We start from the raw sequence: 25,648 nt of genomic DNA on the forward strand, positions 1-25,648 counted from the left end.
CAGAAAGGAATGTTAAAATGAAAAAGGTCGTTAAATTTTTCGCACTGTTTGCTTTACTTTTAAATGTTGGAGGTTTCACAGCATCTAAGGTACAAGCTCAAGAAGAGGTTACTGTATGGGCTTGGGATCCTGCCTTTAATATTCGCGCGTTAGAAGTTGCTAGAGACATTTACTTAGAGGAGAATCCTGATTTCAATTTATCAATCGTAGAAAGTGCACAAGATGATATTGTTTCACGATTAAATACATCACTAAGCTCTGGGGTTACTACTGGATTACCAAATATCGTTTTAATTGAAGACTATCGTGCACAAAGTTTCTTACAATCATATCCAGATGCCTTCTTCCCAATGACCGATTACTTCAATGTTGATGATTTTGCAGAATATAAAGTTACAGCCACATCACTAGATGGTGTAAGCTACGGGATACCTTTTGATACTGGTGTAACTGGATTATACGTTCGTGTCGATTTATTAGAAGAAGCTGGCTATACATTAGAAGATGTAACTGATATTACTTGGACACAGTTACAAGAAGTGGGTCAAGCGATTTATGAGACAACAGGTGTTAAATTATTATCAATGGACTTAAATGACTTAGGTCTTTTACGTGCAATGATAAACGCAAGTGGTGCTTGGTATACTGAAGATGACGGCTTAACACCAAACATTACAAACAATGACGCTTTAAAAGAAGCATTTGTGACCTTCAAGTCAATGTATGATGCAGATTTAGTAAACGTTCATAATGACTGGGCGCAAATGTTACAAGCTTTTAACTCAGGTATTGTAGCGACAGTTCCACAAGGTAACTGGATTACACCATCAATCGTAGCAGCTGAAGATCAAGCAGGACAATGGGCAGTTGTGCCATGGCCTAAACAAGACATCGAAGGTTCAGTGAACGCTTCTAACTTGGGTGGATCATCATTCTACGTATTAAATATTGAAGGTGCAGAAGAAGCAGCAGCCTTTATTGGAGCAACAGTAGGTGGAAATGAAACATTCTATCGTACTATCATGAATGAAATTGGCGCATTAGGCACTTACTTACCATTATTAGAATCAGATGCTTACGAAACTGAAGTAGAATTCTTTGGTGGTCAACATATCTATGCTGATTTTGCTGAATGGTCAGGAGAAATCCCTTCAACTAACTATGGTTCACATACTTACGCAATTGAAGATATCATGAAAAATGCGTTACAACAATACTTATCTGGCGGAGACATCGATGAAGTGTTCGAAGCAGCCCAACAACAAGCTGAAAATCAACTACAATAATTTATCAGTTTAGTTAGAAGTTTACATTGATTGTAACCAAATATTTCTGGACGGGACTATTCTTCAGTGATATTTGGTTACTTTCTTTATTTAAAAAAGGGGGCATTTACAATGCACATGACTAACACGAGAAGAAACAAAGTGATGGGCTTACTATTTATTTCTATTCCCACTCTGTTAATTATATTATTCTATTTCTATCCAATGGTTCGTTCATTCTTGCTTTCAATGCAAAGTGGGATGGGGGTCAATTTAAACTGGGTGGGAATTGCCAATTATCGTCGTCTACTGGCAGATCCAGTATTTAAGCAAGCTTTTAGTAACACGCTAATTTTCTTGATTTTTCAAGTACCAATCATGGTGATACTTGCAATGTTCTTTGCAGTACTACTAAATCAGAAAACCATAAAATTACGAGGCTTATTTAGAACAATCGTTTACTTACCGTCGGTAACTTCTTTAGTTGCCTATTCACTAGTTTTTAAATACTTGTTCTCTAATACTGGTATTATCAATCAGTTCCTATTGTCCTTATCAATTATTGATGCACCAATTTTATGGTTATCCGATCCAGTATTAGCCAAAGTCGTGATAATTATTGCGATTACTTGGCGTTGGACAGGTTATAATATGATTTTCTTTTTATCAGCATTGCAGAATATTGATCCAGGAATTTATGAGGCAGCTGATATTGATGGAGCGAATAAAGTCGATCAATTCTTCAAGATTACAGCTCCATTATTGAAACCTGTTATTCTTTTTACAACAGTGACTTCAACCATTGGAACTTTACAGCTATTTGACGAGACAATGAACATTACACAGGGTGGTCCAGGAAATGCCACTTTAACCGTTTCGCAGTATATTTATGATTTGAGTTTCAAATATACACCAGACTTCGGTTATGCATCCGCAGTGTCCTTTGTCATTGCAGTTGTCATTATTGTTCTTTCAGCGCTTCAAATGAAAGTGGGGAATCGAAATGACTAAAAAATCCAATAAAGTATTAACGTATCTATTCTTAATTATGATGTCGATCATCTTTGCTTTTCCATTCTACTTTTTAATTGTAAGTGCGACTAACACAAGTGTCGATGTGACTAGTGGGCGCATGATGCCAGGATCAGCCATTTTAGATAACTGGAAAGCATTGGCAGAGCGTACTGATTTGTTAAATGCCTTTAAAAATTCAACAATTATTGCCTTTGGACAAACGACTCTCGCATTATTAATCGGTTCTATGGCAGGTTATGGTTTTGAAATTTATCGTACGAAAACCACAGACTTTATATTCAATTTCTTGTTAACATCCATGATGATTCCATTTGCAGCGATTATTATACCTTTATTCCAATTATTTGGTGTATTCAGTAGTGTCACTCCTTCTATTGGGATAAACTCATATGTCTCAGCATTTCTCCCGTACATTTCTACTGCCTTTCTAATATTCTTTTTCCGCCAAAACACCAAAATGTTTTCGCGTGAGTTATTGGAGGCCGGAAGAATTGATGGCTTAAGCGAATTTGGCTTATTCCTTCGAATTTATATGCCAACAATGAAAAACTCTTTTGCTGCCGCAGCTATTATTACCTTTATGAACAGTTGGAATAATTACTTGTGGCCATTGGTTACATTGCTGTCTCCGGATAAGCAAACGGTCCCATTGTTGCTGTCGAATTTAGGTTCAAGTTATGCACCAGATTACGGTATGATGATGTTAGCCATCTTAATTTCAATGGTTCCGACACTAGTTATTTTCTTCATGCTACAGAAATACTTCGTAGCAGGTATGCTAGGATCGGTTAAATAATTTCTAACTATAGCTTATTTGATGTTTAGATTGTTAAACATCAAATAGCTTTTTTCAATATATAAAATCATTCAATGTCAACAATCGCCTAGGCCTGTCTTACGCTGAGGCAGTTGCAGTTGATTGAGAAAGTAAGATCGAAGAAGGAATACAAGTTAAAAGTGGGATTCCTTTTGACAGACAGTAGAGGTGCGTGTTAATGACTATCCATACAGCAGCGAATGTAAAACCAAGAAGTCATCAGCTTAAGTGGCAGGGCTTAGAATTTTATGGCTTCATTCATTTCGGTATTAATACTATGACAAACAGTGAATGGGGAAAGGGACATGAGGATTTAAGCGGCTTTAATCCGGAGAGTTTAGATACTAAGTAGTGGATAAACCCATTGAAATCAGCAGGGATGAAAGGCGCAATTTTAACGTGTAAGCATCATGATGACTGTTGCTTATGACCTAGTAAATACACAAAGCATTCAATTGCAGCCACACCGTGGAAAAATGGGCAAGGTGATATTGTAAAAGAATTTTACGGCGCATGTAAAGATTAGGATATGAAATTTGGTTTGATTTATCAACTTGGGATGTGACAGAAGGAACGTATGGTTTTGGAAAGAATATGATGATTTCTTCGTTGCCCAACTAGAAGAATAATTAACTCAATACAAAGAGCTGTTTGAAGTGTGATTTGATGGCGCAAATGGAGAAGGGCCAAATGGTAAACGTCAATATTATGATTGAGAACGTTATTATGCAACGATTCGTCATTTTCAATCAGAGACTGTAATTGCTATATGTGGTCCAGATGTTAGATGGATTGGTAATGAGGGAGGACATATTCGAGAAAATGAATGGAGTGTTGTCCCAGAAAGGCTTAGGGATGCGGAAAAAATAGCAGAAATATCGCAACAATCAGCTGATGATCCATTTATTATGAATTTAAAGTCGACTAATCAGGATTTAGGAAGTCGAGAAACGCTATCGACTTATAAAGGGAATTTGATTTGGTATCCAGCGGAAGTGGATGTTTCTATTCGTCCAGGATGGTTTTATCATCCAGAAGAAAATAGTGCTGTTAAACCAGCTGACGAACTATTTGAACTATATAAGCAAGCAGTTGGCGGAAATGCTACTTTACTATTAAATATACCACCTAATCGTGATGGCTTAATTGATCCGATTGACGTGGCAACATTAAAAGAACTGGAGGCTAAACTGAAGAAAATTGGATGATGTCAATCTGTTAGACGGAGCTGGAATGGCTGATTCTTCAATAAAAACAAACGGTCGATATAAATTTACTGATGGATTCTTCGTTAGATTCGGTCTACTGGAGTCCAGAAGAAACTGATGTTCAATCTTGGCTTGAAATTACATTTGAACAGGAAAAATGCTCAATACGATTATACTTGGCGAAGCCATTCAACAAGGACAACATCTTGAAATGATAGAAATCAATGGGCTAATTCATGGTGACTGGAAAATAAATAACAAAAGTTGGTTCAAACGGTTATAAAAAGATTATCGCGATCGGAAATAGGACCTTAACTGAAATTAAATTCAAGTTTAGTCAGTTTAGAAAGCAAGTCACTGTTAATCATATAAAATTACTGAATATTGATAATTAACAGTGTAATCAAGCACGAAGAGACTACATGAAGCAAATCATTTGTTCGGTCGAATTTGTTAGTTATGTACTACTAAACTTTGAAGATTGCAAAGACATAACAACTCTGACGGAATAGATGAAGATTTATTTTGGGTCATTCTTCTGACTGAATATTTACAACATTATCTATTTGTTTTGCAGGAGTAGAGGATGTAGCAGACCATCATGTCATTTGAGTGACCACCGGGCAGATTGTACTCAACTTGATTAGAATCATAAGAAAAACCAGAAAGTATTAAAGGGCGTTGGTCATTAAATCAACGGTTTAACGGCGAAAGATGCATTAGTTATTCAAACCATTTCTCAAAACGTTACATTTGAAGCCAAGCAAGGCTATCGTGTGTCCTTTACGTATGAAGCGAGTTTGGATGATACCTAGCCTTCTTTAATTAGAGAGGGGGCTTATGATGCGCACTGTGACTGAAAGTATGTCACTCTTAAAAAGACTTGGAAGAATAACGAAACGGCAATGCTAGTTTCCTTTGATGTGACTGGATCGACACCGGGTCAAAGGTGGATAAGAATTTATTTGGACAGACGAACTAAAATTCTTTGCTTATAACGGTAGATAATTCGCCACAAACCGATAATTAATAAAGGAAAAAAGAAGCCTGTCTATGCCGTGGCATGTACATGCTTCCTTTGTTATTTCAGTTAAAAATGTAACTAGTAGGTCTAACATCGTGATTAAAATGACAAATGATAGCAAGTTGTGCTTTCAAAGGTATCCCCTTTTTCTAAAAGAATTGAACCAAATTGCGGGCGATTAATTGCATCTGGGGCAGCCTGAGTTTCAATGGTAATTCCAGCATATGGGGTGATAGCATGACCCCAAACTTTGGTATCTACAGGCACAGCACTATGTGTATAAATGACAATGACAGGTCGATCAGTATTAACAACGATTGAACGTTGATTATCAGGGTGAAGCAATCTCATTGCGTAGGCTGAATCCTTGTCTAAAACAAAGGGATGGTCAAAGCCATCAACTATTTTGAATTGTGGATGCTCACTAGTAAATAAATCCCCAAATACGGTGGGGGTTCTCAAATCGAAAGGTGTATTTTCAACACTTTCAATCTCACCCGTTGGAATGGCATCTTCTTTGATAGGTAAAAATTTCGATGCTTTAACATCCAGAATATGATTTTTAATGGACGCATGCTCGCTACCATTTAGGTTGAAGTAGACATGGTTCGTTGGATTAAAAATTGTCATGTCATCACTCTTTGCAAAGTAGTTAATCGTCCAGTTATTATCGTTATCAAATGTATGAGTCACACGGTTATGAATCGTTGCAGGGAAGCCACTGGTTCCGTCTTGTTCAGTGTATTTAAATATAACACTGACTTGATTATCGCCCTCGACCACGTCATAAGCCCATTTTTGAATGTCATATCCATCTTGACCACCATGTAAATGATGATCATTATTATTAATATTTAACTCATGGACTTTGTCTTTTAAACGGAATGTACCGTTTTTTATCCGACCAGCAATCCTACCGATTGTAGCGCCATAATAGTAGGTGCGAGCAACAAGTGCATGTTCGGCATTATCGTAACCTAAGATAATGTCATCTAATTGACCAGTATCAGTTGGTACTTGCCAACGATTTATGCGTGCGCCTAAATCCGAAAAACTAACAATAACTCCGTGTTTATTCTCAATAAATATTTCATCAAATGCTTGGTCATCTAATTGACCAAAAGGCTTAATATATACTTTCATAAAATGCTCCTTTTTCATTAAATTTCAATGCTAGAACCTTTTATCGGTTGCTAACAAGACAAGAATATTATACCATATTATGGTAAGGCTTTCATGAATAAGGATTATAAAAAATGTAACAGCAGAGGAGAAATGTACGAATGAATTCAATTGTTGCAATGCTAACAGACAAATATAAAGAAATTTTTTCAACAGATAAAGAGCTAAGAGCATTTTTTTCACCAGGTCGTGTGAATTTAATTGGTGAACATACCGATTATAATGGTGGGCATGTGTTCCCAAGTTCCATTACTCAAGGTACTTATGGGATTGCTAAAAAGCGTGAAGATCGTGAGATTCACTGTTATTCAATGAACTTTGAAGAAGGTGGCGTGATTGTTTTTAACTTAGACGACTTGTCATTTGTTGAGTCAGACAGTTGGGCAAATTTTGTTAAAGGCATGCTGAATTATTTAATTGAAGCAGGTCATCAAATTGATACGGGCTTTAACGTGCTAATTTACGGGAATATCCCCAACGGTGCAGGACTGTCTTCATCTGCTTCTTTGGAATTATTAATCGGAGTGCTCGCAGAAAAATTGTATAATTTGACTTTAGAAAGATTAGATTTAATCAAAATAGGACAGAAAACAGAGAACCAATTTATGGGAGTCAATTCAGGGATTATGGATCAATTTGCGATTGGTATGGGTAGTAAAGATATGGCGATTTTCTTGAATACCAATACATTAGATTACGACTTAGTACCTGCTGAATTTGGTGATAATGTCATTTTGATTATGAATACGAATAAGCGAAGAGAATTAGCAGATTCTAAATATAATCAAAGACGCAGTGAGTGTGAAGAAGCACTCAGACGCTTGCAGACAGAATTACCAATCAATAGTCTAGGCGAATTGACTGAAGAGAGCTTTGAAGCTAACCGCTCTTTAATTAATGATGAGGTATTAGAACGCCGGGCTAAGCATGCTGTTTACGAAAATGTCCGAACCTTATTGGCCAAAGACGTGCTAACTAAAGGCAAGCTCAAAGAGTTTGGTGAATTGCTGAATCAATCACATATTAGCTTACGAGATGATTACGAAGTTACTGGGCTTGAACTAGATACATTGGTCGAAGCTGCTTGGCAACAAGCAGGCGTACTTGGTGCGAGAATGACAGGTGCTGGAATGGGTGGTTGTGCGATTGCTCTCGTAAATTCAGAAAAAGTTGAAGAAGTGAAGGCAGCTGTTCAATCGGCCTATAAGGAAAAAATAGGATATGCTGCGGATTTTTATGTCGCACAAATTGGTGATGGAGCAAAAGAATTAGTTTAGATTTCAAGCCATCATATATTAAAAGAGCCTTGAGGGGTTGACTACAGACATTAGTCAATCTCAAGGCTCTTATTTTATTTTTTAAAGGCCAATACTCTGGCGTTTGTAACTTGGCGAATATCGCCATGTTGGTTCTTCGTGATTGTTTCGTATGAGACAATGCCCTGTTGGGGTTTCGATTTTGAGGGTTTTATATCGGTGATTGTAATGGTAACTGACAAAAGATCACCAGCCCGAGTAGGGCTAGGCCATTTTAGGTCGACGCCTGCACCAATTAAGCCATCCGCTAAGGGGAGGAAAAGGACTGTTAATCTCATACTAACTGCAGCCGTTAACCAACCACTTCCAGCTAGGCCTTGAAAAAACGTTTCTTTTGCTTCTTCTACCTCTAAATGAAAAACTTGTGGGTCATACTGTTTAGCAAATGAAATAATCTCCTCTTCAGTTATTTCATAGTCTTGACTACTTTCAAAAACATCTCCGACGGTTAAATCATCTAAATATAATTTTGCATTCAATTTGTTGACTCCTTTATTCATGATGTTAGCGTTATCTTAATCAATTGCGTTATTCTTCGCAAGCTTTCTGCTTTTTAGGGTCAGTTTTTAATATGGAAGTTACCGGTAACATGGTATAATAAGGCTATGGAGGATTAACTATGGATATAAAATTAATTAGCCAAGAGAGGGCTGAAGATTTAAATATGCCAAATGAAGCTTTTGAGTTGTTTGGTAAGTTGAATGTTCAGCGATTAGATCAACAATGGGACTATTCTATTCATTACTTTGAAGAAAGTAGATGGGATGTTTTTCCTGATGAGTCCTATGATTGGCAGCAAGTAATGGCTCAAGGCTTTGCCTTGGGGGCGTATGTTGATGAGCGATTGCTTGGCTTAGCAATCTTCCAAGATGATTGGAAAAAATTCATGTACTTGCATGATTTAAAAGTGACGCAAGCCTACCGTAATAATGGTGTGGCTGCTGAACTAATTAAAAAAGGTCATGAGTTAGCCTTAGAAAGAGGTTACCGTGGCATCTACACGATAGGCCAAGATAATAATCTTGCGGCTTGTCGCTTTTATTTAAAACAAGGCTTTTTGATTGGTGGCTTTAATGACTGGGATTACCGTTATACTCAACAAGCCAATAAAGCGGATATTTATTTTTATTTGGATCAAGCAGCAACAAAGCCAAAGGAGCGGACAGTATGATCGATCATGACTGGTTTAGTGTCCGTCAATTAGCTGAAAAGACGTATGCAATAAGTGAGTGGGGCCATTGGGAAAAGGTCCATTCATTTTTGTTAATTGGTCAAGATAAAGCGGCCTTGATAGATACCGGCTTAGGCATTGCGACTATCAAAGAAGTGACGGACCAGCTGACTGATTTGCCAATCTGTGTCTTAACAAGTCATGTCCATACGGATCATATTGGTTCCCATGCTGCATTTGACGATATTTATGTTCATGCAGCCGATGAGGCTTGGTTAAAGAATGGTATTCAGGGGCGGACTTTGGAGCAAATTAGGTTCGACTTAACTCGGGATTTAACAAGCGACCTGCCGGCCTATTTTGACCTGGAGGGCTTTGTGCCTTTTATGGGTGAAGCGAGTGGGCTCTTAAGGGATGGTCAGCTGCTTGACTTAGGTCAGAGGTTGGTGGAAATCATTCATACTCCGGGGCATTCGCCGGGACATGTCGCTTTCTTGGATCACCAGACGCAATTTTTATTTACGGGCGATGTTTTGTACACACAAACGCCGGTTTATGCGTTTTATCCCTCAACGAGTCCAGAAGATTTAGTGACTTCTTGGGAGAAATTGAGTCGTTTGCCCAAAATCGCAAAAGTTTTTGGTTCGCATAATCAGCTCGGTATCGAACCGAGTATTCTGGATGAGGCTGGCCGAGCAGCGGCTTTTTTGCGACAACATGAGCTTGTTCATTGGGGCAGTGGCCTACATGAATTCGGGCAATTGAGTGTGAAATTTTAGAACAATTGAAGAATAATTTTATCAAGTAAAGGAGACGCTATGAAAAAAATTGGTATTTTAACGAGTGGTGGCGACGCACCAGGGATGAATGCGGTCATTAATGGAGTAGTTACTGCTGCTAAAGCAATGGATATTGAGGTAGTTGGTTTTATGAATGGCTTTGATGGGCTAATTAATAACGAAACTATGGCTTTACCAATCGCTTTTGTGAAGCAGATTAATGCTTTAGGTGGGACTGTCTTAGGGACTGCTCGCTCTGAGGCTTTCATGGATCCACAGGTACGTGAAAAAACGATTCAACGCTTAAAGGATGATGGCTTTAGTGGCCTGGTTGTCATCGGTGGTGATGGTAGTTATAAAGGTGCTCAAGCGATTATCAAGTTAGGTTTTCCGGTTGTTGCTTTGCCAGGCACGATTGATAATGATATTCCATTGACCGATTCAACGATTGGCTTTAGAACCGCACTCAATAATGTGATGGATTCTGTCGACCGGATTGTCACGTCAGCGGCGAGTCATGGTCATAACTTTGCGATTGAAGTGATGGGACGTCGTGCGGGAGATATCGCCTTGTGGTCTGGTATCGCCTTAGATGCGGATGTGATTATTACTCAAAAAGAAGAATTCAATAGTGAGTACGTGATTGCTGCCTTAGAAGCCTCGAAAGCTTCTGGTAAAAAATATCGTTTGGTGATCATTGCTGAAGGGGCAATGACTGCAGAAGAATTTAAAACGACTATCGAAAGTGAGTCTACATTTAAAATTCATCCGCTCTTACTAGGACATATCCAAAGAGGTGGTATGGCGTCACTAGATGATCGAATTGTTGGTAAAATTTATGGTGAAAAAGCGGTAGATTATTTAGCAAATGGTGGGACTGGCTGTTGTATGGGAATTCGCGAGCAAGAAATTGTCAGCCAAGATATTGATGACGTCTTGTCAGCCTCAAAGGAAATGATCTTACCTTTTTCATATGCAGCAAACAGCTACCGTTACCATATTTAACTAATGAATAAAGGGGTATAAACCATGCAATTATTTATTGACGGAGATGCCTCGCCAGTTAAGCAGGATGTGATTGACTTGGCAGAAAGATTTGGGCTCACAGTGCAAATTGTCACCAGTGTCGACCACTATACGACGCGTGAATATCCGGCTTTTGTTAGCATGACTTATGTGGACAAGGGACAGGACATGGCGGATTTCAAAATCGTCTCCATGCTTCATAAAGGAGACATTCTAGTCACGCAAGATTATGGCTTGGCCTCTTTAATCCTGCCGAAGGCACGGGTCTTACATCATACAGGCTGGGAATATACAGCGACGAATATAGATCAACTCTTAGCCAGTCGTTATCACAGCAGTCAATTAAGAAAAGCTGGCCATCGAACCAAAGGACCGCGCCCCTTTTCACAGGAGCAGCGCCAAGCCTTTCGAGAGTTACTCGAACGCATGATTAAAGAAGAGCTAGCCAAACATCAAAAGCAGTAAAGCTGCTAGAATAATCAACCAATACAAAGGGGGAGAAGGCTATCGCAACATTAAAAGATGTCGCTCAAAAAGCGAACGTATCAAAGATGACTGTTTCGAGAGTCATCAATCAGCCCGAATTAGTCACGGAAGAATTAAAAAATCTTGTTTTTCAGGCCATGGAAGAACTCAATTACCGTCCCAATACAGCGGCTAAAGCATTAGCCCGCAATCGAACGATGGTAGTTAAGGTCTTAATTTTAGAAAAAATGGACATCACAGAACCTTATTACATGAATCTTTTAAATGGTATTGCTCAGGAGTTAGATAAACATAGTTATGCCTTACAATTGATGACAGAAAATTCGGTCGACTTAGGAAATTGTGATGGCTATATTATTACTGGCACCCGCAAATCTGACTTTGAATGGATTCCTCAACTAGATAAACCAGTCGTTTTGTTTGGTGAAAATGCGAATAACATTCCATTTGTCGACTCGGATAATCAAGCTGGCATTGAGACTGCCACGCAATACGCGATTGATCAAGGCTATGAGCACGTGATTTTTATGGGAATAGATGTACCGGAATTATTTGAAGCATCACGTGAGAATGGCTATCTATCAGTGATGGCGCGCTATCCAGAAAAGGATGTAGCGATCCATCGAATGAAAAACAGTTCTTCCTTGGCCGCTCGGCTCACAATGGAAGAGATAAAATTTAAGCCAAACACTTGTTTTATTTGTGCCTCGGACCGAATCGCGATTGGCGTTGAAAGAGGGTTGCAAGAGTTGAATCTGACGATACCAGATGATTATGGCATTATCGGCTTTGACGGCGTTTTTCTGGATCAAATTGCTTCGCCGAAATTGACCACAATGAAACAAGATATCGTTGGCATGGGCCGCGCTTGCGTCAAGCAACTGATGCATCAAATTGATAAAAAGAAATTAAAAACACCGAATGAAATATTTGACGCCACCCTGATTGTTCGTGGGACAACTAAATAAGAGTTAGCCAGCAATAAGACCTCAGCAAATCGAGGTCTTATTTTATTTTCTCAGCTAGTTTAAAATCCGAAGGCAAAATAGGAATAATAAATTTGTGGTTAAATTAACATATCAATAAGATGATATCTTTCTTAATCAAATAGATATAATAATGACATTGGAAGTAATCGTGACTTTGTGAAGACAAGAAGAATGTCGCCAAATTTTTATGTTTTGAAAGATGTTAACGGTAACAAATGAAAACGCTTGAAAATATGAAAGCGGTATAGCATAATGTGATTAGGGAATAAAAGGTTGCGCGAGTAACCAAAAAACAAGGAGGGCCCTAAATGAAATTAAATTGGAAGAAATTAGCTCTAGCATCAGTTTCAGCATTAGCCGCTTTATCAACTGTAGCAGGTACTATTACTCAAGTAAAAGCTCAAGAAGGCGAAACATTAATCGTTTCGGCAGCTGGTGTTTATGATTATGTAAGTGCACATATTGCTGAGTTTGAAGAAGAGTACGGCGTAACTGTCGAAGTGTTAGATGCAGACATGTTTGAAATGTTAGACGGAATTGCTTTAGATGGACCTGCAGGGACAGGTGCGGATGTATATATTTCACCATATGACCGTATCGGATCTCTAGGAATGACAGGACAACTAGCCCCTGTAACATTAATTGATGAAGCTGGATACGACGAAACAGATATCCAACAAGTCTCAGCAAACGGCCAAATATTTGGTGCTCCAAGTGTTATCGAAACATTGGTAATGTTCTATAATACTGAATTACTAGATGCAGCTCCAACAACTTTCGAAGAATTAGAAGCAATTTCTCAAGATGAGGCTTATGCTTTTGAAAATGAAGAAGGTAAAAACGTTGGTTTCTTAGCTAAATGGACTGACTTCTACTTCTCATACGGATTAATCGCTGGTTACGGTGGTTACGTATTCGGATCTGAAGGTACTGACTTTAATGATGTTGGTTTAAACACACCAGAAGCAGTAGCAGGTATTGAATATGCAGTTGACTGGTTCCAAAACGTTTGGCCACAAGGTATGCAAGATGTAACGGCTTCAGGCGACTTCATGAACCAATCATTCTTAAACGGTGATACTGCAGCAATCATTAGTGGGCCTTGGGATGCAGCAGCCTTTGCAGAAGCTGGCTTACCATTCGGCGTCGCTAAAATTCCTACATTACCAAACGGTGAAGAATATACACCATTTGGTGGAGGAAAAGGTTGGGTAATCTCTAACTATTCTGAGAAAAAAGAATTAGCACAACAATTTATTGACTGGGTATCAACAGAAGAACAACAAAATCACTTATACAATGAATTAAATGAAGTTCCAGCTAACCATGCATCACGTGATGCGGCAGTAGCAGCGGGAAATGAATTAACAACTGCGGTTATCGAAGTGTATGCAAACGCAGAACCAATGCCAAATATCCCACAAATGGCAGAAGTTTGGGTTGGCGCTGAGAACTTAATGTTTGATGCTGCTTCAGGTAACAAAACTGCACAAGAATCAGCAGATGCAGCGGTAGAGTTAATCACTCAAACAATTGAACAAAAATACTAAAACGATTAAATAATAGACTGTCTGGTGGGCTAACTAAATGCTCACCAGCTTTTTATTCGAGGTCATACATTAATTTAGAAAGAAATACGCAAGTTTATTTTTTAGTGGCATGCGTATCAAGGAGGTTTTATTGCATGGAACAAACAGCCAAACCAAATCATAGTCCTCATACAGCGAGACTGCTCTCAATTATTCCAGGCTTTGGGCAATTATATAATCGACAACTTATTAAAGGACTACTCTTTCTAGTGGTAGGCGCTTTATTCATTTATGAAATGTACACTTATGGGATTTCAGCTTTTGCTGGCTTGATTAGTTTAGGAAGCGTGGCGGGTGAAGATCATTCACTGTTCTTAATGATTCAAGGGACCATTCAAATTTTGGTGACGATTATTTTCGTCTTCTTCTATGTTTTTAATATATATGATGCGGGAAAAGTTGCTAAAAGTAGAAAACTTGGTTTAAAAGTCAATCAGACAATCAGTGAATTATTAAATAACGTTTACCTAAATGGTTTCCCTTATTTATTAATCGTACCTGCTTACCTATTCATGATTTTTGCGATTGTTTTCCCAGTGCTAGTTACTATATTTATGGCATTTATGGATTATGATTTCATGACTACTCCGCCATTCAACTTGATTAGTTGGGTTGGATTTGAAAACTTCGCAGATATTTTCTTACTCAGTACTTTTAGAGATGCCTTCTTCTCAGTATTTAGTTGGACAGTTATCTGGACTGCGTGTGCGACAACTCTTCAAATATTCTTAGGAATTTTAACTGCAGTTGTAGCCAATCAGAAATTCATTAAAGGAAAACGTCTCTTTGGTGTTATTTTCTTGTTACCGTGGGCTGTTCCAGCGTTCATTACGATCATGACTTTCTCGAATATGTTTAACGATTCAATTGGTGCTATTAACACGCAAGTCATTCCATTTATTAACAACTTACCATTCGTCAATATTGGTTTAATTGCTTGGAAGACTAATCCATTCTGGACAAAGATTGCGATTATTATGATCCAAGGTTGGTTAGGTTTCCCATATATTTATGTAATGGTTACAAGTATTTTACAATCAATTTCTGAAGACTTATATGAAGCCGCTCGAATTGATGGAGCGAATGCGATTGACCAATTCAAGAGCATCACTTTACCAGTTATACTGTCCGTCGCAGCACCAATATTTGTTACTCAATATACCGGAAACTTTAATAACTTCTCGATGATCTACCTCTTTAACGATGGAGGTCCCGGAAGTGCTGGTGGAGGAGCCGGTCAGACAGATATTCTAATTTCATGGATTTATAAGTTGACAACAAGTGGAACACCACAATATTCTATGGCAGCCGCGCTAACATTAATCGTGTCTTTAGTGGTGATTACAGTATCACTGATTGTCTTCAAGCGTACAAATGCCTTTAATATGGAGGATATTTAATATGAAAAATATTGGAAGTTCAGCTAAACTTAATAAGTTTTTAGTTAGATTTTTCACTTATCTATTCTTAATAGTGTTATCAATTATTATTGTGTATCCATTAGCAATTACGGTAACATCAGCATTTCAACCGGGTAACACAACGGCCTTTGCTTTAAGATTAGATACTCAGTGGACACTTGAAAACTTTAGACGTCTTTTCGAAGAAACACGCTACTTACAATGGTATAAGAACACATTAATCGTTGCGATTACAACAATGGTGGCTCAAGTATTTATTGTAACGATTGCTGGTTACGCATACTCACGGTACAACTTTATTGGGCGAAAACAAAGCTTACTTTTCTTCTTGGTCATTCAAATGGTACCTACGACGGCTGCTCTAACGGCATTCTTCGTAATGGCGCTGTTATTAGATGCAATTAACGAATCATGGTTCTTATCTTTCCTATACATTGGGGGAGGCATTCCAATGAATACTTGGTTGATGAAAGGCTATTTCGATACGGTACCTTATGACTTAGACGAATCCGCTAAGCTAGATGGGGCAGGTCACTTCAGAATTTTCGGTCAAATTGTTTTACCGTTAGTTCGCCCGATGATCGCTGTTCAAGCTTTGTGGGCCTTTATGGGACCATTCGGTGACTACATGCTATCGAAATTTATTTTACGTAATCAAGAATACTATACGGTTGCAGTTGGTCTACAAACCTTCTTAAACGATACACGAAATCAACGTGTTGCATTATTTGCGGCAGGCGCAATATTAATCGCCTTACCTATCTCAATTTTATTCTTCATGCTACAGAAAAACTTTGTTTCTGGTTTAGTTGCAGGTGGTACAAAAGGGTAATGAGTTAAATAGTACAAGGCATCGTGTTTTCTACCAGGAAAGCGATGCCTTTTTGTTTGTAATTTATGTTACACTTTTATTAGTTCAAATGAATGGAGAGTCACATTATGGAAATTTTCCCTTTAAACTATATCAAATATAGTTTTTCACCTATTTTAAGTTTTACCAAACGTCAGTATTTAAAAATTTGGCAGATGATTGTAATCATATTTGTTTTAACTGGTTGTTTATTAATGCCGATGTCCTTTAGTCTAGGGCGTATTAAAGAAGTGAGTTTAAATGACTTTGTGCCACAGGCAATGTCAGTGATTACATCTGATTTTGTAGAAGAAGTACAAAACTTAACACCCACAGCAGGAGGCTTTGAGATTACAACAGATACGATAATCTTAGATGAAAACTCAACTATTCTTGCTTTATATTCTGAAGAAGCAGATGGACTAAAGGCTATCGAGAATAAAACAGGGGTTATTTTGACCTCAACTTCCTTTCTAATAAAAGAAGCTGATCGTCCGTTGATTCAACAAACTTATCTAACAAACTCGACTTTAACTTCAGAGGAGTCAGAAGAAGCTATGATTAGTGAATTATCACGCCAATGGTTTGAAGTCAACCGGATGTCTGTTGTGTTAACCAATTTTATTAATGTTTGGCTATTAATGTTATTAAGTTCTTTATTTGTAATTTTAGGTTCGAGCTTATTCCTATCATTTATGCGCTTAAGCAACCTTTATAGCATACAATCCTACCGTGAAGCCTTACATATCTGTTTACATGCCTTTTTACTTCCAACCTTTCTTGCCACATTACTTGGCTTTTTCACTCAGGATCCAATTCTGATGTTGACTTTCCAAGGAATTGGATTTGTTTTAGTTCTATTATGGATGTATTGGAAGACTCATTTCCAAGATAAATATGTTGCTAAGCAACAAGCAGCTGAAGTACCCAAATAATGAAACAGCCAAAGTAGACTAAGCCTAATCGTGTATCACATTTAAGAAGCCAAATGGTGAAACCGCTTGGCTTCTTTTTAATCTAATTGAGTAACTATGGTACAATAGTGAAAATAAACCGCTTGAATGCTAAAGAGACTTACATGGCAATCAGAAAGGGGGAAAACATGAAGAAAATAGGTTTTATTTCCGATTTGCATATCGACTCTAGTCCAAAGTATCAGCCAGAAGATTTCTTGAGCACGCTCGCTCATCTGATCCATGATCGTTATATCGACACTTTAATTATTGGCGGCGATATTTCTAACCATCATAGTACGACCACTCGCTTTGTCGAGAGGCTCCAACAGATTACGGGTGTGCCAATCTATTTCATCCCAGGCAACCATGATTATTGGGAAATGGAAGAGGCCGTGAAACATACTAAGCAAGTACATGAAATATTTAAAAGTCATCCTCAATCTTTAATGAATGCGCCCTTGGTATTAAATGAACAATACGGCATTGTTGGTAGCCCAGGTTGGTATAATCATACTTATCACGACCCAAGGTTTTCAAAAGAAGAATTGGAAATTGGTAAATATCGAATGGCAACTTGGCAAGATAAAGTGCACTCGAAATGGCCTGTGAACGATGGTGAATTATCTAAGTATTTTAGTGATGAAGCTAGAAAACATATTGTTCAAGTAAATCGCCCAAAGATCATCTTAGTCACGCATGTCATTACCATTCCTGAATTTACGATTCCAATGCCGAATAAAATATTTGATTTCTTTAACGCTTATATCGCAACCAATGATTTTGATGATATATATCAGGAGTTTAGTATCGACTACAGCGTAATGGGGCATGTACATTATCGAGGGGAAATTCAACGAGATGGAACGAAATTTATTACCAATTCTTTGGGTTATCAAAAGCAATGGCGGACGAAGGAATTGTATCGAGAATTAACTGATTCTTTATGGGTCTTTAAACCATGAGTTCGAATGAAAAGGGCTTGTTTCGCCAGCAGTTTTAATTTGTGTTGATCCAAAGATCAATGATTCTTGTTGTTTTATTATGGACTCTTGCTCTTAGATACAAGGGGCTGGAAGAAAGAATCGAAAAACTTTTATAATAATGTTGAGTTATTGAGTTTGAATTGAGATAATGACTTCAATAGTTTCCAATTGCGATTAAAGGAGTATGTTATGCATATTAGTAATGTTATCATCGAATTTGTTAAAAGAGTTATTCAATATAACGATCAATTTGAAGAGATGGACCATAATTATCTTTGTAATCAAGTATTAGCTTTGCTTGGTGAGGAAGATTTTTCAGCTGTTCCAGAAGAAATAAGTGTTTTAAAGGCAGACACATTAGTATTGTTGGATGCCATGGTAGATCAAGCAGTTGTCAATCAAGTCGTTGAGGATTTTCAATCGACCCGAGAAATTTTAGAAAGTCGCTTAATGGACTTTATGTCGCCTGCCCCCTCACAAGTGAATCACAAATTTCATGAATTACGCCAACAGTCGCCTGAAAGGGCAACGGATTATTTTTATGAATTAAGCCGTCGAAATGATTATATTAAAACAAGAGCGATTGCTCAAAATATTGAATTTTCAACGGAGACTCAATATGGACCATTGGAAATTACGATTAATTTATCTAAACCAGAGAAGAATGCTAAGCAAATATTAGCAGAAAGCCAAGCTAAATCAGTCAAATATCCCCAGTGTCAGTTATGTATGGAAAATGAAGGCTATTTAGGGAAAGTCAATTACCCAGCGCGTTCAACTCACCGGGTTATTCGAGTAGATTTAAAAGGTGATGCTTGGGGCTTTCAATATTCGCCGTATGCTTATTTCCCAGAACATGCAATTTTCTTAGCAGAAGAACATCGTCCAATGTCGATTACTAAGCAGACTTTTGCTAATTTATTATATTTAATTGAACAATTTCCACATTATTTTATTGGCTCAAATTCTGATTTGCCTATTTCAGGAGGGTCAATTTTATCGCATGATCATTACCAAGGGGGCCATTATGATTTCCCAATGGCTAAAGCAGCAATCAATTATCATTTCCCTTTAAAGCAATGGCCAAGTATTTCGGCTGGAATTGTTAATTGGCCAATGTCAGTCATTCGTTTACAGAGTAAAGAAATCGAAGACTTAGTCGAAGCAGCTGACTTTATTTATGAAGCGTGGAAAGCCTATTCGAACGACGCCTTGTCAATTCGGTCCTATACAGAAGATGGAGTGCGTCATCATACCTTAACGCCGATTGCACGTCATAATGGGGAAGCTTATGAATTAGATATTGTTTTACGTGATAATAACACATCCGATGAGTTTCCAGATGGGATTTTTCATCCTCATCCTGAAGTTCAACATATTAAGCAAGAGAATATTGGCTTAATTGAAGTGATGGGCTTAGCGATTTTACCGCCTCGTTTAAAAACAGAGTTAGCTGAAGTTAAAGCCTTTTTATTAAATAATGACCACCAATTAGAAGAAAAGCATCTTGATTGGGCAGAAATGATTAAAGAAACACATGATATTACTGAAGAAAACGTTGATGACATAATTAAAGCAGAAGTCGGACATCGTTTTGCGACAATTTTAGAGCATGCTGGTGTCTTCAAACATGATGAAATTGGAGTGGAAGCCTTTAGAGCTTTTGTTGATGGCTTGACTCTCAAATAAGACGCGTACATAAAATGAAGCGAAAAGAGTTTGCATTAAGTATTGATATTGGTGGAACAAAGATAGCCTTCGCTTTGGTTGAGCGGTAGGGCCACTTAAAACTTTGTATACGAGTCTAAGTAATTCACAAGATGCCCAAGCATTATTCCAAAGCATCTTAAGTAGAATTCAAAAAAATTTAAAAACAAGTAATCGAAAGTTAAGTGAACTTGCAGGGATTTGAATTGCTTTATCAGGGAAAGTAGAACATAAAAATGGTGTGAAAATTTTCCAGTTGCTGAACCTCTAAGAGACACTTTAGAGGTAAAGCTACCCATTGCAATTAATCATGAGGTTAAAGTGGCAGCTTACGCCGAACATCATACAGAAGCAATGGCTGCAGATGAACTATTTATCTGTGTGACAATCTCGACTGGGATTGCCAACGCTCATAATATCAATCATCAAATGATTCCTGGCTCAGTCTTTTCATGCGAAATGGTCTTTTTACCGATTTCGTACGGGAAAAGACTGAAACGTTAGAGAATATTGTGGATGGAGCGGCAATCGAAAAAGCTAGACGACTTGTTTATATTGATGATTCGATTAAGACGCGTGAGGTATTTGAAAAACATATTCTTGCTGATAAGAAAGCTATTAAAATTATCGAAAATTGTGCAAAGAGTTTTGTATTAGGTTTATTTGTGGTGATTTGCGTTTTAGAACCTGCTCATATTACGTTGGGCGGTAACGTGGCTTATCATAATCCTCGTTTAGTGGCTGCAATCAAAGATCAGCTTACTTACTGGACTCGTTCATAAAGACCCTGATCACATCCTAGAGCGTTTGACGGTATCAACGATTGGTGCGGGTTTACTTAGTGTTAATCACGATATTTAACTGAATCAGTTATAGAGGACCCTTTTATTCCAGTCATATTCAGACGGGAATGAAGGGGGCCTTTTTATGTTCTAATTCATAATTCTGACATATTTTGTTGGCGGTGCTTTTTACGGTTACTCAAGGGTGTTTGTTCATACTGTTTTTTGGGATTTTAGAGAAAAATAGGTAGTTTCCACTACTGTAGAAGTGATACAGTGGAAGGAACAGAAGATTACCAGCAGCTAACTTGAATGATAGAAAGCATCGATATGAATCAGCAAGAAAGTAAGAATAGTGTTATAATACTGCCATGCGTTACGAAAGAATAATTTGATAAGGAAGGTTACAGATGCCAAAAAAAGAATTGTTCATTTTTGATATGGATGGCTTAATGTTTGATACAGAACGACTTGTTTATGAGTGCTACTTTGAAACAGCTAAAGTACATGGCTTCGAATTAAAACCCATTGTCTTCTCACACGTCCTAGGCAAAACACAAGCGGACATCGTGAAAACCTTACAGACTATTTATCAAGAAGATGAAGCGGTTGTCAAATGGCGAGAAGATATTACTAATTTAAAATATCAACTCATAGAAGAACGTCGGACCGTTCAAAAGAAACTCGGGCTAGTTGAAATTCTAGAATTTGCGAAAAGTAATCAAAGCCAAATAGCAGTTGCCTCTTCATCTAAGCGACAGGTGGTTGACCTTTATTTAAAATTAGAAGGTGTGAGCGATTACTTTGATATCAAAGTGGCGGGGGATGAAGTCAGTAAAGGCAAACCCAATCCAGAGATATTTTTAACCGCTTGTAAAAAAGCTGGTGTACATCCAGACAACGCTATTGTGATGGAAGACTCACCCGCTGGTGTAAAAGCAGCGAATCGAGCGAACATTACGTCATTCCATGTGAAGGACGACTTATCGGATCTACCATCTTATCCAGGGAAAATAAAGATTGCGACAGACCTATCGACGCTTAAGCTACCGCCTATCCAAGCAGATTATTCAGTGAATAATTTACTTGAAGTGCGTGATTTTATTCAAAAACATGCATTCAACCTCTAAGATAGACTAACGAATGGCATGAAAGAAAGGAATAAAGTTTATTGGAGAAACTAAATGATAAAGAAATTGTTAAAATTGCTTCGATGTATTACGAAGAAGGTCTGACACAAGCAGAAATCGCTCGTCAAAGAGGTGTGTCACGTTCGTTAATTTCCAAAATATTGATGGACGCCAAAAATGAAGGTATCGTTGAAATTATTATTAATAGTGAAAATGCTTATACAGCAAGCATTGAGCGAAAGTTAGAGAAGCAATTTAATTTAAAAAATGCGATTATCATTGATTCATTTAACTTAAGTCACGATGAAATAAAGAAAATGGCAAGTCAACAAGCAGCCTTATATTTGAAAAGTATTGTTGAAGATTACCGCAGTATCGGTATTTCTTGGGGGAATTCATTAAGAGGGCTGGTGGATCACTTTCCATTTATTAATCATCCAGATGTGAGCGTACTGCCTCTCATTGGTGGCTTGAGTGATGATTATTTCGATATTCAGTCGAATCAATTATGTTACGATTTAGCACGAAAAATGCGAGGAAAGGCCAAGTATTTATATGCGCCTGCCTTGGTATCTAATCAAGTATTACACGAGGAACTGAGTAACAACCGTGCAATCCAAAGTGTACTTGAAGAAGGACGTTTTGTGGAATTAGCTTTGGTCGGAATCTCGAGTTTAGACCAAGAAACTAATATGAGACGGATTGGCTATTTAAGTGTCGAAGATGTCAGCGAATTAGCGGAGAAGGAAGTCGTTGGTGTGATAAATTCACGTTTCTTTGATAAAACGGGAACTGAAGTGAAGGCTGATATTAATCAAAACGTATTGGGCGTAAGTCTAACGGACCTAGCGGATATCCCATTAGTGATGACCGTAGTTTATGGTGATCGTAAAGCTGAAGCAGTCAAAACTGCTTTGGATAATCGACTGATTAATGTTCTTGTGACAACCGATACCCTAGCTGAAAAAATAGTCGATCAAACAATTGAAGAAGAGAATGAAGCGAATATAAAATAAAGGAGATAACAATGGCGAAAGTAGAAAGTTTTTCATTAGATCATAATGTTGTTCAAGCACCTTATGTAAGGTTAGCGGGACAAGAAATACACTCAACAGGTGCAAGTCTTCAAAAATACGATTTGCGCTTTTTACAACCAAATCAAGAAGCGTTAACGACTTCTGCGATGCACACATTAGAGCATTTTTTAGCCATTCATATGCGAGATGAGTTGCCAGGATTAATTGATATCTCACCAATGGGCTGTCGAACAGGTTTTTACCTCGTTATTTGGGACAATCATACAACAGAAGAGATAGCCAAGGCATTAAAGAACGTACTAAAGGTTGTGCTAGACGCTACTGCAATTGAAGCAACAACTGCCAAAGAATGTGGAAACTATAAGGACCATTCTTTATTTAGTGCGCAAGAATATGCTAAACAAGTATTAGAACAGGGGATTAGTATTGATCCATTTGTACGAAAAACGATTTAGCTTTAACAACAAAAAAATCGCTAGTTAGACTTCTTAGAGAAGCCAACTAGCGATTTTTTGTTATGAAATTAGTTGTTGTGTGGTGTTAAATGCCAAATTTCATTGTTGTATTGTCTAATTGTTCTGTCAGAAGAGAAGAAGCCAGCTTTTGCAATGTTAACAATCGCTTTTTCAGTCCATGCAGTATGGTCTTCGTAATCTTTCAACATTTTTTCTTTTACTTCAATATATTCTTCTAAGTCAAGTAAGGCCATGAACCAGTCTTTTGATTTAATATCATTGTATAGACGGTTTAATCGAGTGCTATCACCTATGGCAAGTAACTCGTCACTTACGATGAAGTCAACAATCGGTTTGATCGTCTCACGCTCGTAAAACTCATGTGAGCGGTAACCGTTAGTGTTGTATAAATCAATAACATACTGACTTGATTTACCGAAAGTGTAAATGTTATCGTCGCCTACTAAACCGTGAATCTCAACGTTTGCTCCATCCATAGTACCAAGAGTTAACGCACCGTTTAACATGAACTTCATGTTACCAGTACCACTTGCTTCTTTAGAGGCTAATGAGATTTGTTCTGAAATATCAGCAGCAGGAATCAAGTACTGAGCATGTGCTACGTTGTAGTTCTCAACCATCACTAATTGTAAATGCGGACTTACTTCTGGATCGTTAGCGATTAATTCAGATAAAGTAAGGATTAAATGAATTATGTCACGCGCGATTGTATAAGCATTAGCTGCTTTACCACCGAATAATACAGTGATTGGTGTAGTTGGAATATTACCAGCTTTGATGTCGAAATATTTATGGATAACGTACATCGCATTCATTTGTTGACGCTTGTATTCATGTAGACGTTTGATTTGAACGTCGATAATTGAATGTTCGTTAATATCAACACCCATTGTATCTTGTAAACGTTTCTTCAAGCGTAACTTGTTGTTGAATTTAATTGCACGTAATTTTTCGATTACTTCAACATCTTCCTTGAAATCAAGTAAAGTTTCTAAGTTTTCAGTTTGTCGCCAGTCTTCACCGATTAATTGATCTAAGTAATCAGCTAATCCTTTGTTAGCATCCATAATCCAACGACGGAATGTGATACCGTTTGTTTTGTTTGAGAATTTTTCTGGGTAAATTGCAAAGAAATCTTTTAATGTTTCAGCTTTTAGAATATCACTATGTAAAGCAGCAACACCGTTTACACTATAACCAAAGTGAATGGCGATGTTTGCCATGTGTACATTACCATGGACGTCAATGATTTCAACTGCTGTGTTGCCAGGGAACTCATTTTTCTTAAGTTTGTCAAGTTGACGAATAATAGCAACGATTTCTGGCATGACTTCTTCAAGTTCATTGATTGGCCATTTTTCTAATGCTTCAGCTAGAATAGTGTGGTTCGTGAAAGCTGTCATAGATTGAACAATTTGCACTGCTTCGTGGAATTCAATACCGCGAGCCGTTAATAAACGAATCATTTCTGGAATGACGAAAGCAGGGTGAGTATCGTTAATTTGAATAACAGCAAAATCTGCTAAGTCATGTAAGTTGCTTCCTTTTTCAATGGCTTCATCGATAATTAATTGTGCACCATTTGAAACCATGAAATATTGTTGGTAAATACGTAATAATTCACCTTCACGGTCAGAATCATCTGGATATAAGAATAAAGTTAAGTTTTCTAAGATCTTTGTCTTATCAAAATGAATTGTACCATCTTCGATAATGTCAGCATTAACACTGTCGATATCAAATAATCTTAGACGGTTACGTTTTTCTTGGTTGTAGCCTAAAACGTCAATGTCATAAAGAGTTGATTTTAAAGTGAATTTTTTGAAAGGTACTTCATAAGTACGTTCGCTTTTGATTAACCAGTCATCACCAGTGATCCAAGGGTCTTTAATCGCATGTTGTTGATTGTCTTTAAAAACTTGCTTAAACAAACCAAAGTGATAGTTTAAGCCAACACCGTCACCGTTTAAACCTAAAGTAGTGATTGAGTCTACGAAACAAGCTGCTAAACGGCCTAAACCACCATTACCTAATGAAGGTTCAAACTCTGCTTGTTCAATATCCATGATGTTTTTCCCGTTAGCAATCAACTCGTTATTTACTTCATCGTAAATTCCTAAATTTAATAAGTTGTTTGATAATAACTTTCCAATCAAAAATTCAGCAGAGAAGTAGTATAATTTCTTTTTATCTTCATGTGTAGGTAGATCTTGTGAGGAATCACGAATTAAATCTAATAGTACTTTGTACAATTCTTGAGAAGTACACTCTCTAATAGGCTTATTAAATAAATCTAAGGTATATTGTTCTAATTTAGTCATTGTTTTCTCCTTTTTTGCTCCTAGTAACAGTTAAATAACAGTCCTTGTTAATAGAATTCAGCATGTTGTAGCTTTATATTGTGTGTGTAATGTTTGTA

The 25,648-nt window shown here is 37.6% G+C and carries 25 protein-coding genes and 1 pseudogene; 23 read left to right on the forward strand and 3 right to left on the reverse strand.

Annotation, left to right across the window (positions count from 1 at the left end; all coding sequences use genetic code 11):
* The first annotated feature begins 17 nt into the window (after window positions 1-17).
* From ACTQ5J_RS00655 to ACTQ5J_RS00680, 6 genes are all read left to right on the forward strand, one after another.
* Entirely contained in the window at window positions 18-1,286 is a 1,269-nt protein-coding gene (locus tag ACTQ5J_RS00655; RefSeq protein WP_441750040.1) for an ABC transporter substrate-binding protein, read from the forward strand.
* Window positions 1,287-1,403: 117 nt separating this feature from the next.
* On the forward strand, window positions 1,404-2,276 hold the full coding sequence (locus ACTQ5J_RS00660) for a carbohydrate ABC transporter permease (RefSeq protein ID WP_441750749.1): 873 nt from the start codon (window positions 1,404-1,406) through the stop codon (window positions 2,274-2,276).
* Window positions 2,269-3,096 (forward strand): carbohydrate ABC transporter permease, encoded by an 828-nt coding sequence (locus ACTQ5J_RS00665; RefSeq protein WP_153862236.1) that lies wholly within the window; start codon window positions 2,269-2,271, stop codon window positions 3,094-3,096. The genes ACTQ5J_RS00660 and ACTQ5J_RS00665 overlap by 8 nt, the downstream gene beginning before the upstream one ends.
* A 199-nt stretch (window positions 3,097-3,295) precedes the next feature.
* Window positions 3,296-3,469 (forward strand): hypothetical protein, encoded by a 174-nt coding sequence (locus tag ACTQ5J_RS00670; RefSeq protein ID WP_441750041.1) that lies wholly within the window; start codon window positions 3,296-3,298, stop codon window positions 3,467-3,469.
* 553 nt (window positions 3,470-4,022) lie between these two features.
* Window positions 4,023-4,325, forward strand: a complete 303-nt coding sequence (locus tag ACTQ5J_RS00675) for an alpha-L-fucosidase (RefSeq protein WP_441750750.1) — start codon at window positions 4,023-4,025, stop codon at window positions 4,323-4,325.
* Window positions 4,326-5,017: 692 nt separating this feature from the next.
* Entirely contained in the window at window positions 5,018-5,140 is a 123-nt protein-coding gene (locus ACTQ5J_RS00680; protein WP_441750751.1) for a hypothetical protein, read from the forward strand.
* Between the two features lie 308 nt (window positions 5,141-5,448).
* On the opposite strand, the gene ACTQ5J_RS00685 is transcribed toward ACTQ5J_RS00680, so the two are convergent.
* Complete coding sequence (locus ACTQ5J_RS00685; RefSeq protein WP_441750042.1) at window positions 5,449-6,492, reverse strand: aldose epimerase family protein; 1,044 nt, start codon at window positions 6,490-6,492, stop codon at window positions 5,449-5,451.
* A 140-nt stretch (window positions 6,493-6,632) separates the two neighbouring features.
* Here ACTQ5J_RS00685 and ACTQ5J_RS00690 point away from each other — a divergent pair, with 140 nt between their 5' ends.
* Window positions 6,633-7,808 (forward strand): galactokinase, encoded by a 1,176-nt coding sequence (locus ACTQ5J_RS00690; protein ID WP_441750043.1) that lies wholly within the window; start codon window positions 6,633-6,635, stop codon window positions 7,806-7,808.
* A gap of 74 nt (window positions 7,809-7,882) precedes the next feature.
* Here ACTQ5J_RS00690 and ACTQ5J_RS00695 read toward each other — a convergent pair whose 3' ends face one another.
* A complete protein-coding gene (locus tag ACTQ5J_RS00695) occupies window positions 7,883-8,326 on the reverse strand; it encodes a MaoC family dehydratase (RefSeq protein WP_441750044.1) in 444 nt (147 codons plus the stop codon).
* Window positions 8,327-8,466: 140 nt separating this feature from the next.
* Here ACTQ5J_RS00695 and ACTQ5J_RS00700 point away from each other — a divergent pair, with 140 nt between their 5' ends.
* From ACTQ5J_RS00700 to ACTQ5J_RS00775, 16 genes and pseudogenes are all read left to right on the forward strand, one after another.
* On the forward strand, window positions 8,467-9,018 hold the full coding sequence (locus ACTQ5J_RS00700; RefSeq protein ID WP_441750045.1) for a GNAT family N-acetyltransferase: 552 nt from the start codon (window positions 8,467-8,469) through the stop codon (window positions 9,016-9,018).
* Entirely contained in the window at window positions 9,015-9,797 is a 783-nt protein-coding gene (locus ACTQ5J_RS00705; protein ID WP_441750046.1) for an MBL fold metallo-hydrolase, read from the forward strand. Before ACTQ5J_RS00700 ends, ACTQ5J_RS00705 begins: the two co-directional genes overlap by 4 nt.
* Window positions 9,798-9,836: 39 nt before the next feature.
* Window positions 9,837-10,802 (forward strand): ATP-dependent 6-phosphofructokinase, encoded by a 966-nt coding sequence (locus ACTQ5J_RS00710; protein WP_441750047.1) that lies wholly within the window; start codon window positions 9,837-9,839, stop codon window positions 10,800-10,802.
* Between the two features lie 24 nt (window positions 10,803-10,826).
* On the forward strand, window positions 10,827-11,288 hold the full coding sequence (locus ACTQ5J_RS00715; RefSeq protein ID WP_441750048.1) for a YaiI/YqxD family protein: 462 nt from the start codon (window positions 10,827-10,829) through the stop codon (window positions 11,286-11,288).
* A gap of 41 nt (window positions 11,289-11,329) precedes the next feature.
* Window positions 11,330-12,277: a LacI family DNA-binding transcriptional regulator gene (locus ACTQ5J_RS00720; RefSeq protein WP_441750753.1), complete on the forward strand. Its 948-nt coding sequence runs from the start codon at window positions 11,330-11,332 to the stop codon at window positions 12,275-12,277.
* 329 nt (window positions 12,278-12,606) lie between these two features.
* A complete protein-coding gene (locus ACTQ5J_RS00725) occupies window positions 12,607-13,848 on the forward strand; it encodes an extracellular solute-binding protein (protein ID WP_441750049.1) in 1,242 nt (413 codons plus the stop codon).
* 134 nt (window positions 13,849-13,982) lie between these two features.
* Entirely contained in the window at window positions 13,983-15,287 is a 1,305-nt protein-coding gene (locus ACTQ5J_RS00730) for an ABC transporter permease subunit (RefSeq protein ID WP_441750050.1), read from the forward strand.
* A 1-nt stretch (window position 15,288) separates the two neighbouring features.
* Window positions 15,289-16,140, forward strand: coding sequence for a sugar ABC transporter permease (locus ACTQ5J_RS00735; RefSeq protein WP_441750051.1), 852 nt, complete (start codon window positions 15,289-15,291; stop codon window positions 16,138-16,140).
* A 107-nt stretch (window positions 16,141-16,247) separates the two neighbouring features.
* Window positions 16,248-17,093 carry a hypothetical protein gene (locus ACTQ5J_RS00740; protein ID WP_441750052.1) on the forward strand — a complete coding sequence of 282 codons (846 nt, stop codon included), beginning with the start codon at window positions 16,248-16,250 and terminating at the stop codon, window positions 17,091-17,093.
* Window positions 17,094-17,260: 167 nt separating this feature from the next.
* Complete coding sequence (locus tag ACTQ5J_RS00745) at window positions 17,261-18,076, forward strand: metallophosphoesterase (protein WP_441750053.1); 816 nt, start codon at window positions 17,261-17,263, stop codon at window positions 18,074-18,076.
* Between the two features lie 210 nt (window positions 18,077-18,286).
* Window positions 18,287-19,786, forward strand: a complete 1,500-nt coding sequence (galT, locus tag ACTQ5J_RS00750) for a UDP-glucose--hexose-1-phosphate uridylyltransferase (RefSeq protein ID WP_441750054.1) — start codon at window positions 18,287-18,289, stop codon at window positions 19,784-19,786.
* A gap of 267 nt (window positions 19,787-20,053) precedes the next feature.
* Window positions 20,054-20,308: pseudogene (locus ACTQ5J_RS00755) on the forward strand (ROK family protein); the annotation flags it as partial.
* Window positions 20,309-20,316: 8 nt separating this feature from the next.
* Window positions 20,317-20,586 (forward strand): hypothetical protein, encoded by a 270-nt coding sequence (locus ACTQ5J_RS00760; RefSeq protein ID WP_441750055.1) that lies wholly within the window; start codon window positions 20,317-20,319, stop codon window positions 20,584-20,586.
* A 410-nt stretch (window positions 20,587-20,996) separates the two neighbouring features.
* Window positions 20,997-21,716, forward strand: coding sequence for an HAD family hydrolase (locus ACTQ5J_RS00765; RefSeq protein WP_441750056.1), 720 nt, complete (start codon window positions 20,997-20,999; stop codon window positions 21,714-21,716).
* Between the two features lie 41 nt (window positions 21,717-21,757).
* Window positions 21,758-22,732: a sugar-binding transcriptional regulator gene (locus ACTQ5J_RS00770; RefSeq protein WP_441750057.1), complete on the forward strand. Its 975-nt coding sequence runs from the start codon at window positions 21,758-21,760 to the stop codon at window positions 22,730-22,732.
* 11 nt (window positions 22,733-22,743) lie between these two features.
* Complete coding sequence (locus ACTQ5J_RS00775; RefSeq protein WP_441750058.1) at window positions 22,744-23,208, forward strand: S-ribosylhomocysteine lyase; 465 nt, start codon at window positions 22,744-22,746, stop codon at window positions 23,206-23,208.
* A gap of 68 nt (window positions 23,209-23,276) precedes the next feature.
* Here the strand turns inward: ACTQ5J_RS00775 and ACTQ5J_RS00780 are convergent, their stop codons facing one another.
* The gene (locus tag ACTQ5J_RS00780) at window positions 23,277-25,550 is read right to left on the reverse strand and encodes a glycogen/starch/alpha-glucan phosphorylase (RefSeq protein WP_441750059.1); all 2,274 of its coding nucleotides are present in this window, start codon (window positions 25,548-25,550) and stop codon (window positions 23,277-23,279) included.
* Window positions 25,551-25,648: the final 98 nt, after the last annotated feature.

The sequence above is a fragment of the Fundicoccus sp. Sow4_F4 genome (assembly GCF_052116145.1).
Classification (GTDB): domain Bacteria; phylum Bacillota; class Bacilli; order Lactobacillales; family Aerococcaceae; genus Fundicoccus.

Bases quoted from the DNA above. Each gene is read 5' to 3' on its own strand.
- ACTQ5J_RS00655 (WP_441750040.1), top strand. From the start codon at position 18: ATGAAAAAGGTCGTTAAATTTTTCGCACTGTTTGCTTTACTTTTAAAT.
- ACTQ5J_RS00660 (WP_441750749.1), top strand. From the start codon at position 1,404: ATGACTAACACGAGAAGAAACAAAGTGATGGGCTTACTATTTATTTCT.
- ACTQ5J_RS00665 (WP_153862236.1), top strand. From the start codon at position 2,269: ATGACTAAAAAATCCAATAAAGTATTAACGTATCTATTCTTAATTATG.
- ACTQ5J_RS00670 (WP_441750041.1), top strand. From the start codon at position 3,296: ATGACTATCCATACAGCAGCGAATGTAAAACCAAGAAGTCATCAGCTT.
- ACTQ5J_RS00685 (WP_441750042.1), bottom strand. From the start codon at position 6,492: ATGAAAGTATATATTAAGCCTTTTGGTCAATTAGATGACCAAGCATTT.
- ACTQ5J_RS00690 (WP_441750043.1), top strand. From the start codon at position 6,633: ATGAATTCAATTGTTGCAATGCTAACAGACAAATATAAAGAAATTTTT.
- ACTQ5J_RS00700 (WP_441750045.1), top strand. From the start codon at position 8,467: ATGGATATAAAATTAATTAGCCAAGAGAGGGCTGAAGATTTAAATATG.
- ACTQ5J_RS00705 (WP_441750046.1), top strand. From the start codon at position 9,015: ATGATCGATCATGACTGGTTTAGTGTCCGTCAATTAGCTGAAAAGACG.
- ACTQ5J_RS00710 (WP_441750047.1), top strand. From the start codon at position 9,837: ATGAAAAAAATTGGTATTTTAACGAGTGGTGGCGACGCACCAGGGATG.
- ACTQ5J_RS00715 (WP_441750048.1), top strand. From the start codon at position 10,827: ATGCAATTATTTATTGACGGAGATGCCTCGCCAGTTAAGCAGGATGTG.
- ACTQ5J_RS00725 (WP_441750049.1), top strand. From the start codon at position 12,607: ATGAAATTAAATTGGAAGAAATTAGCTCTAGCATCAGTTTCAGCATTA.
- ACTQ5J_RS00730 (WP_441750050.1), top strand. From the start codon at position 13,983: ATGGAACAAACAGCCAAACCAAATCATAGTCCTCATACAGCGAGACTG.
- ACTQ5J_RS00735 (WP_441750051.1), top strand. From the start codon at position 15,289: ATGAAAAATATTGGAAGTTCAGCTAAACTTAATAAGTTTTTAGTTAGA.
- ACTQ5J_RS00740 (WP_441750052.1), top strand. From the start codon at position 16,248: ATGGAAATTTTCCCTTTAAACTATATCAAATATAGTTTTTCACCTATT.
- ACTQ5J_RS00745 (WP_441750053.1), top strand. From the start codon at position 17,261: ATGAAGAAAATAGGTTTTATTTCCGATTTGCATATCGACTCTAGTCCA.
- galT (WP_441750054.1), top strand. From the start codon at position 18,287: ATGCATATTAGTAATGTTATCATCGAATTTGTTAAAAGAGTTATTCAA.
- ACTQ5J_RS00765 (WP_441750056.1), top strand. From the start codon at position 20,997: ATGCCAAAAAAAGAATTGTTCATTTTTGATATGGATGGCTTAATGTTT.
- ACTQ5J_RS00775 (WP_441750058.1), top strand. From the start codon at position 22,744: ATGGCGAAAGTAGAAAGTTTTTCATTAGATCATAATGTTGTTCAAGCA.
- ACTQ5J_RS00780 (WP_441750059.1), bottom strand. From the start codon at position 25,550: ATGACTAAATTAGAACAATATACCTTAGATTTATTTAATAAGCCTATT.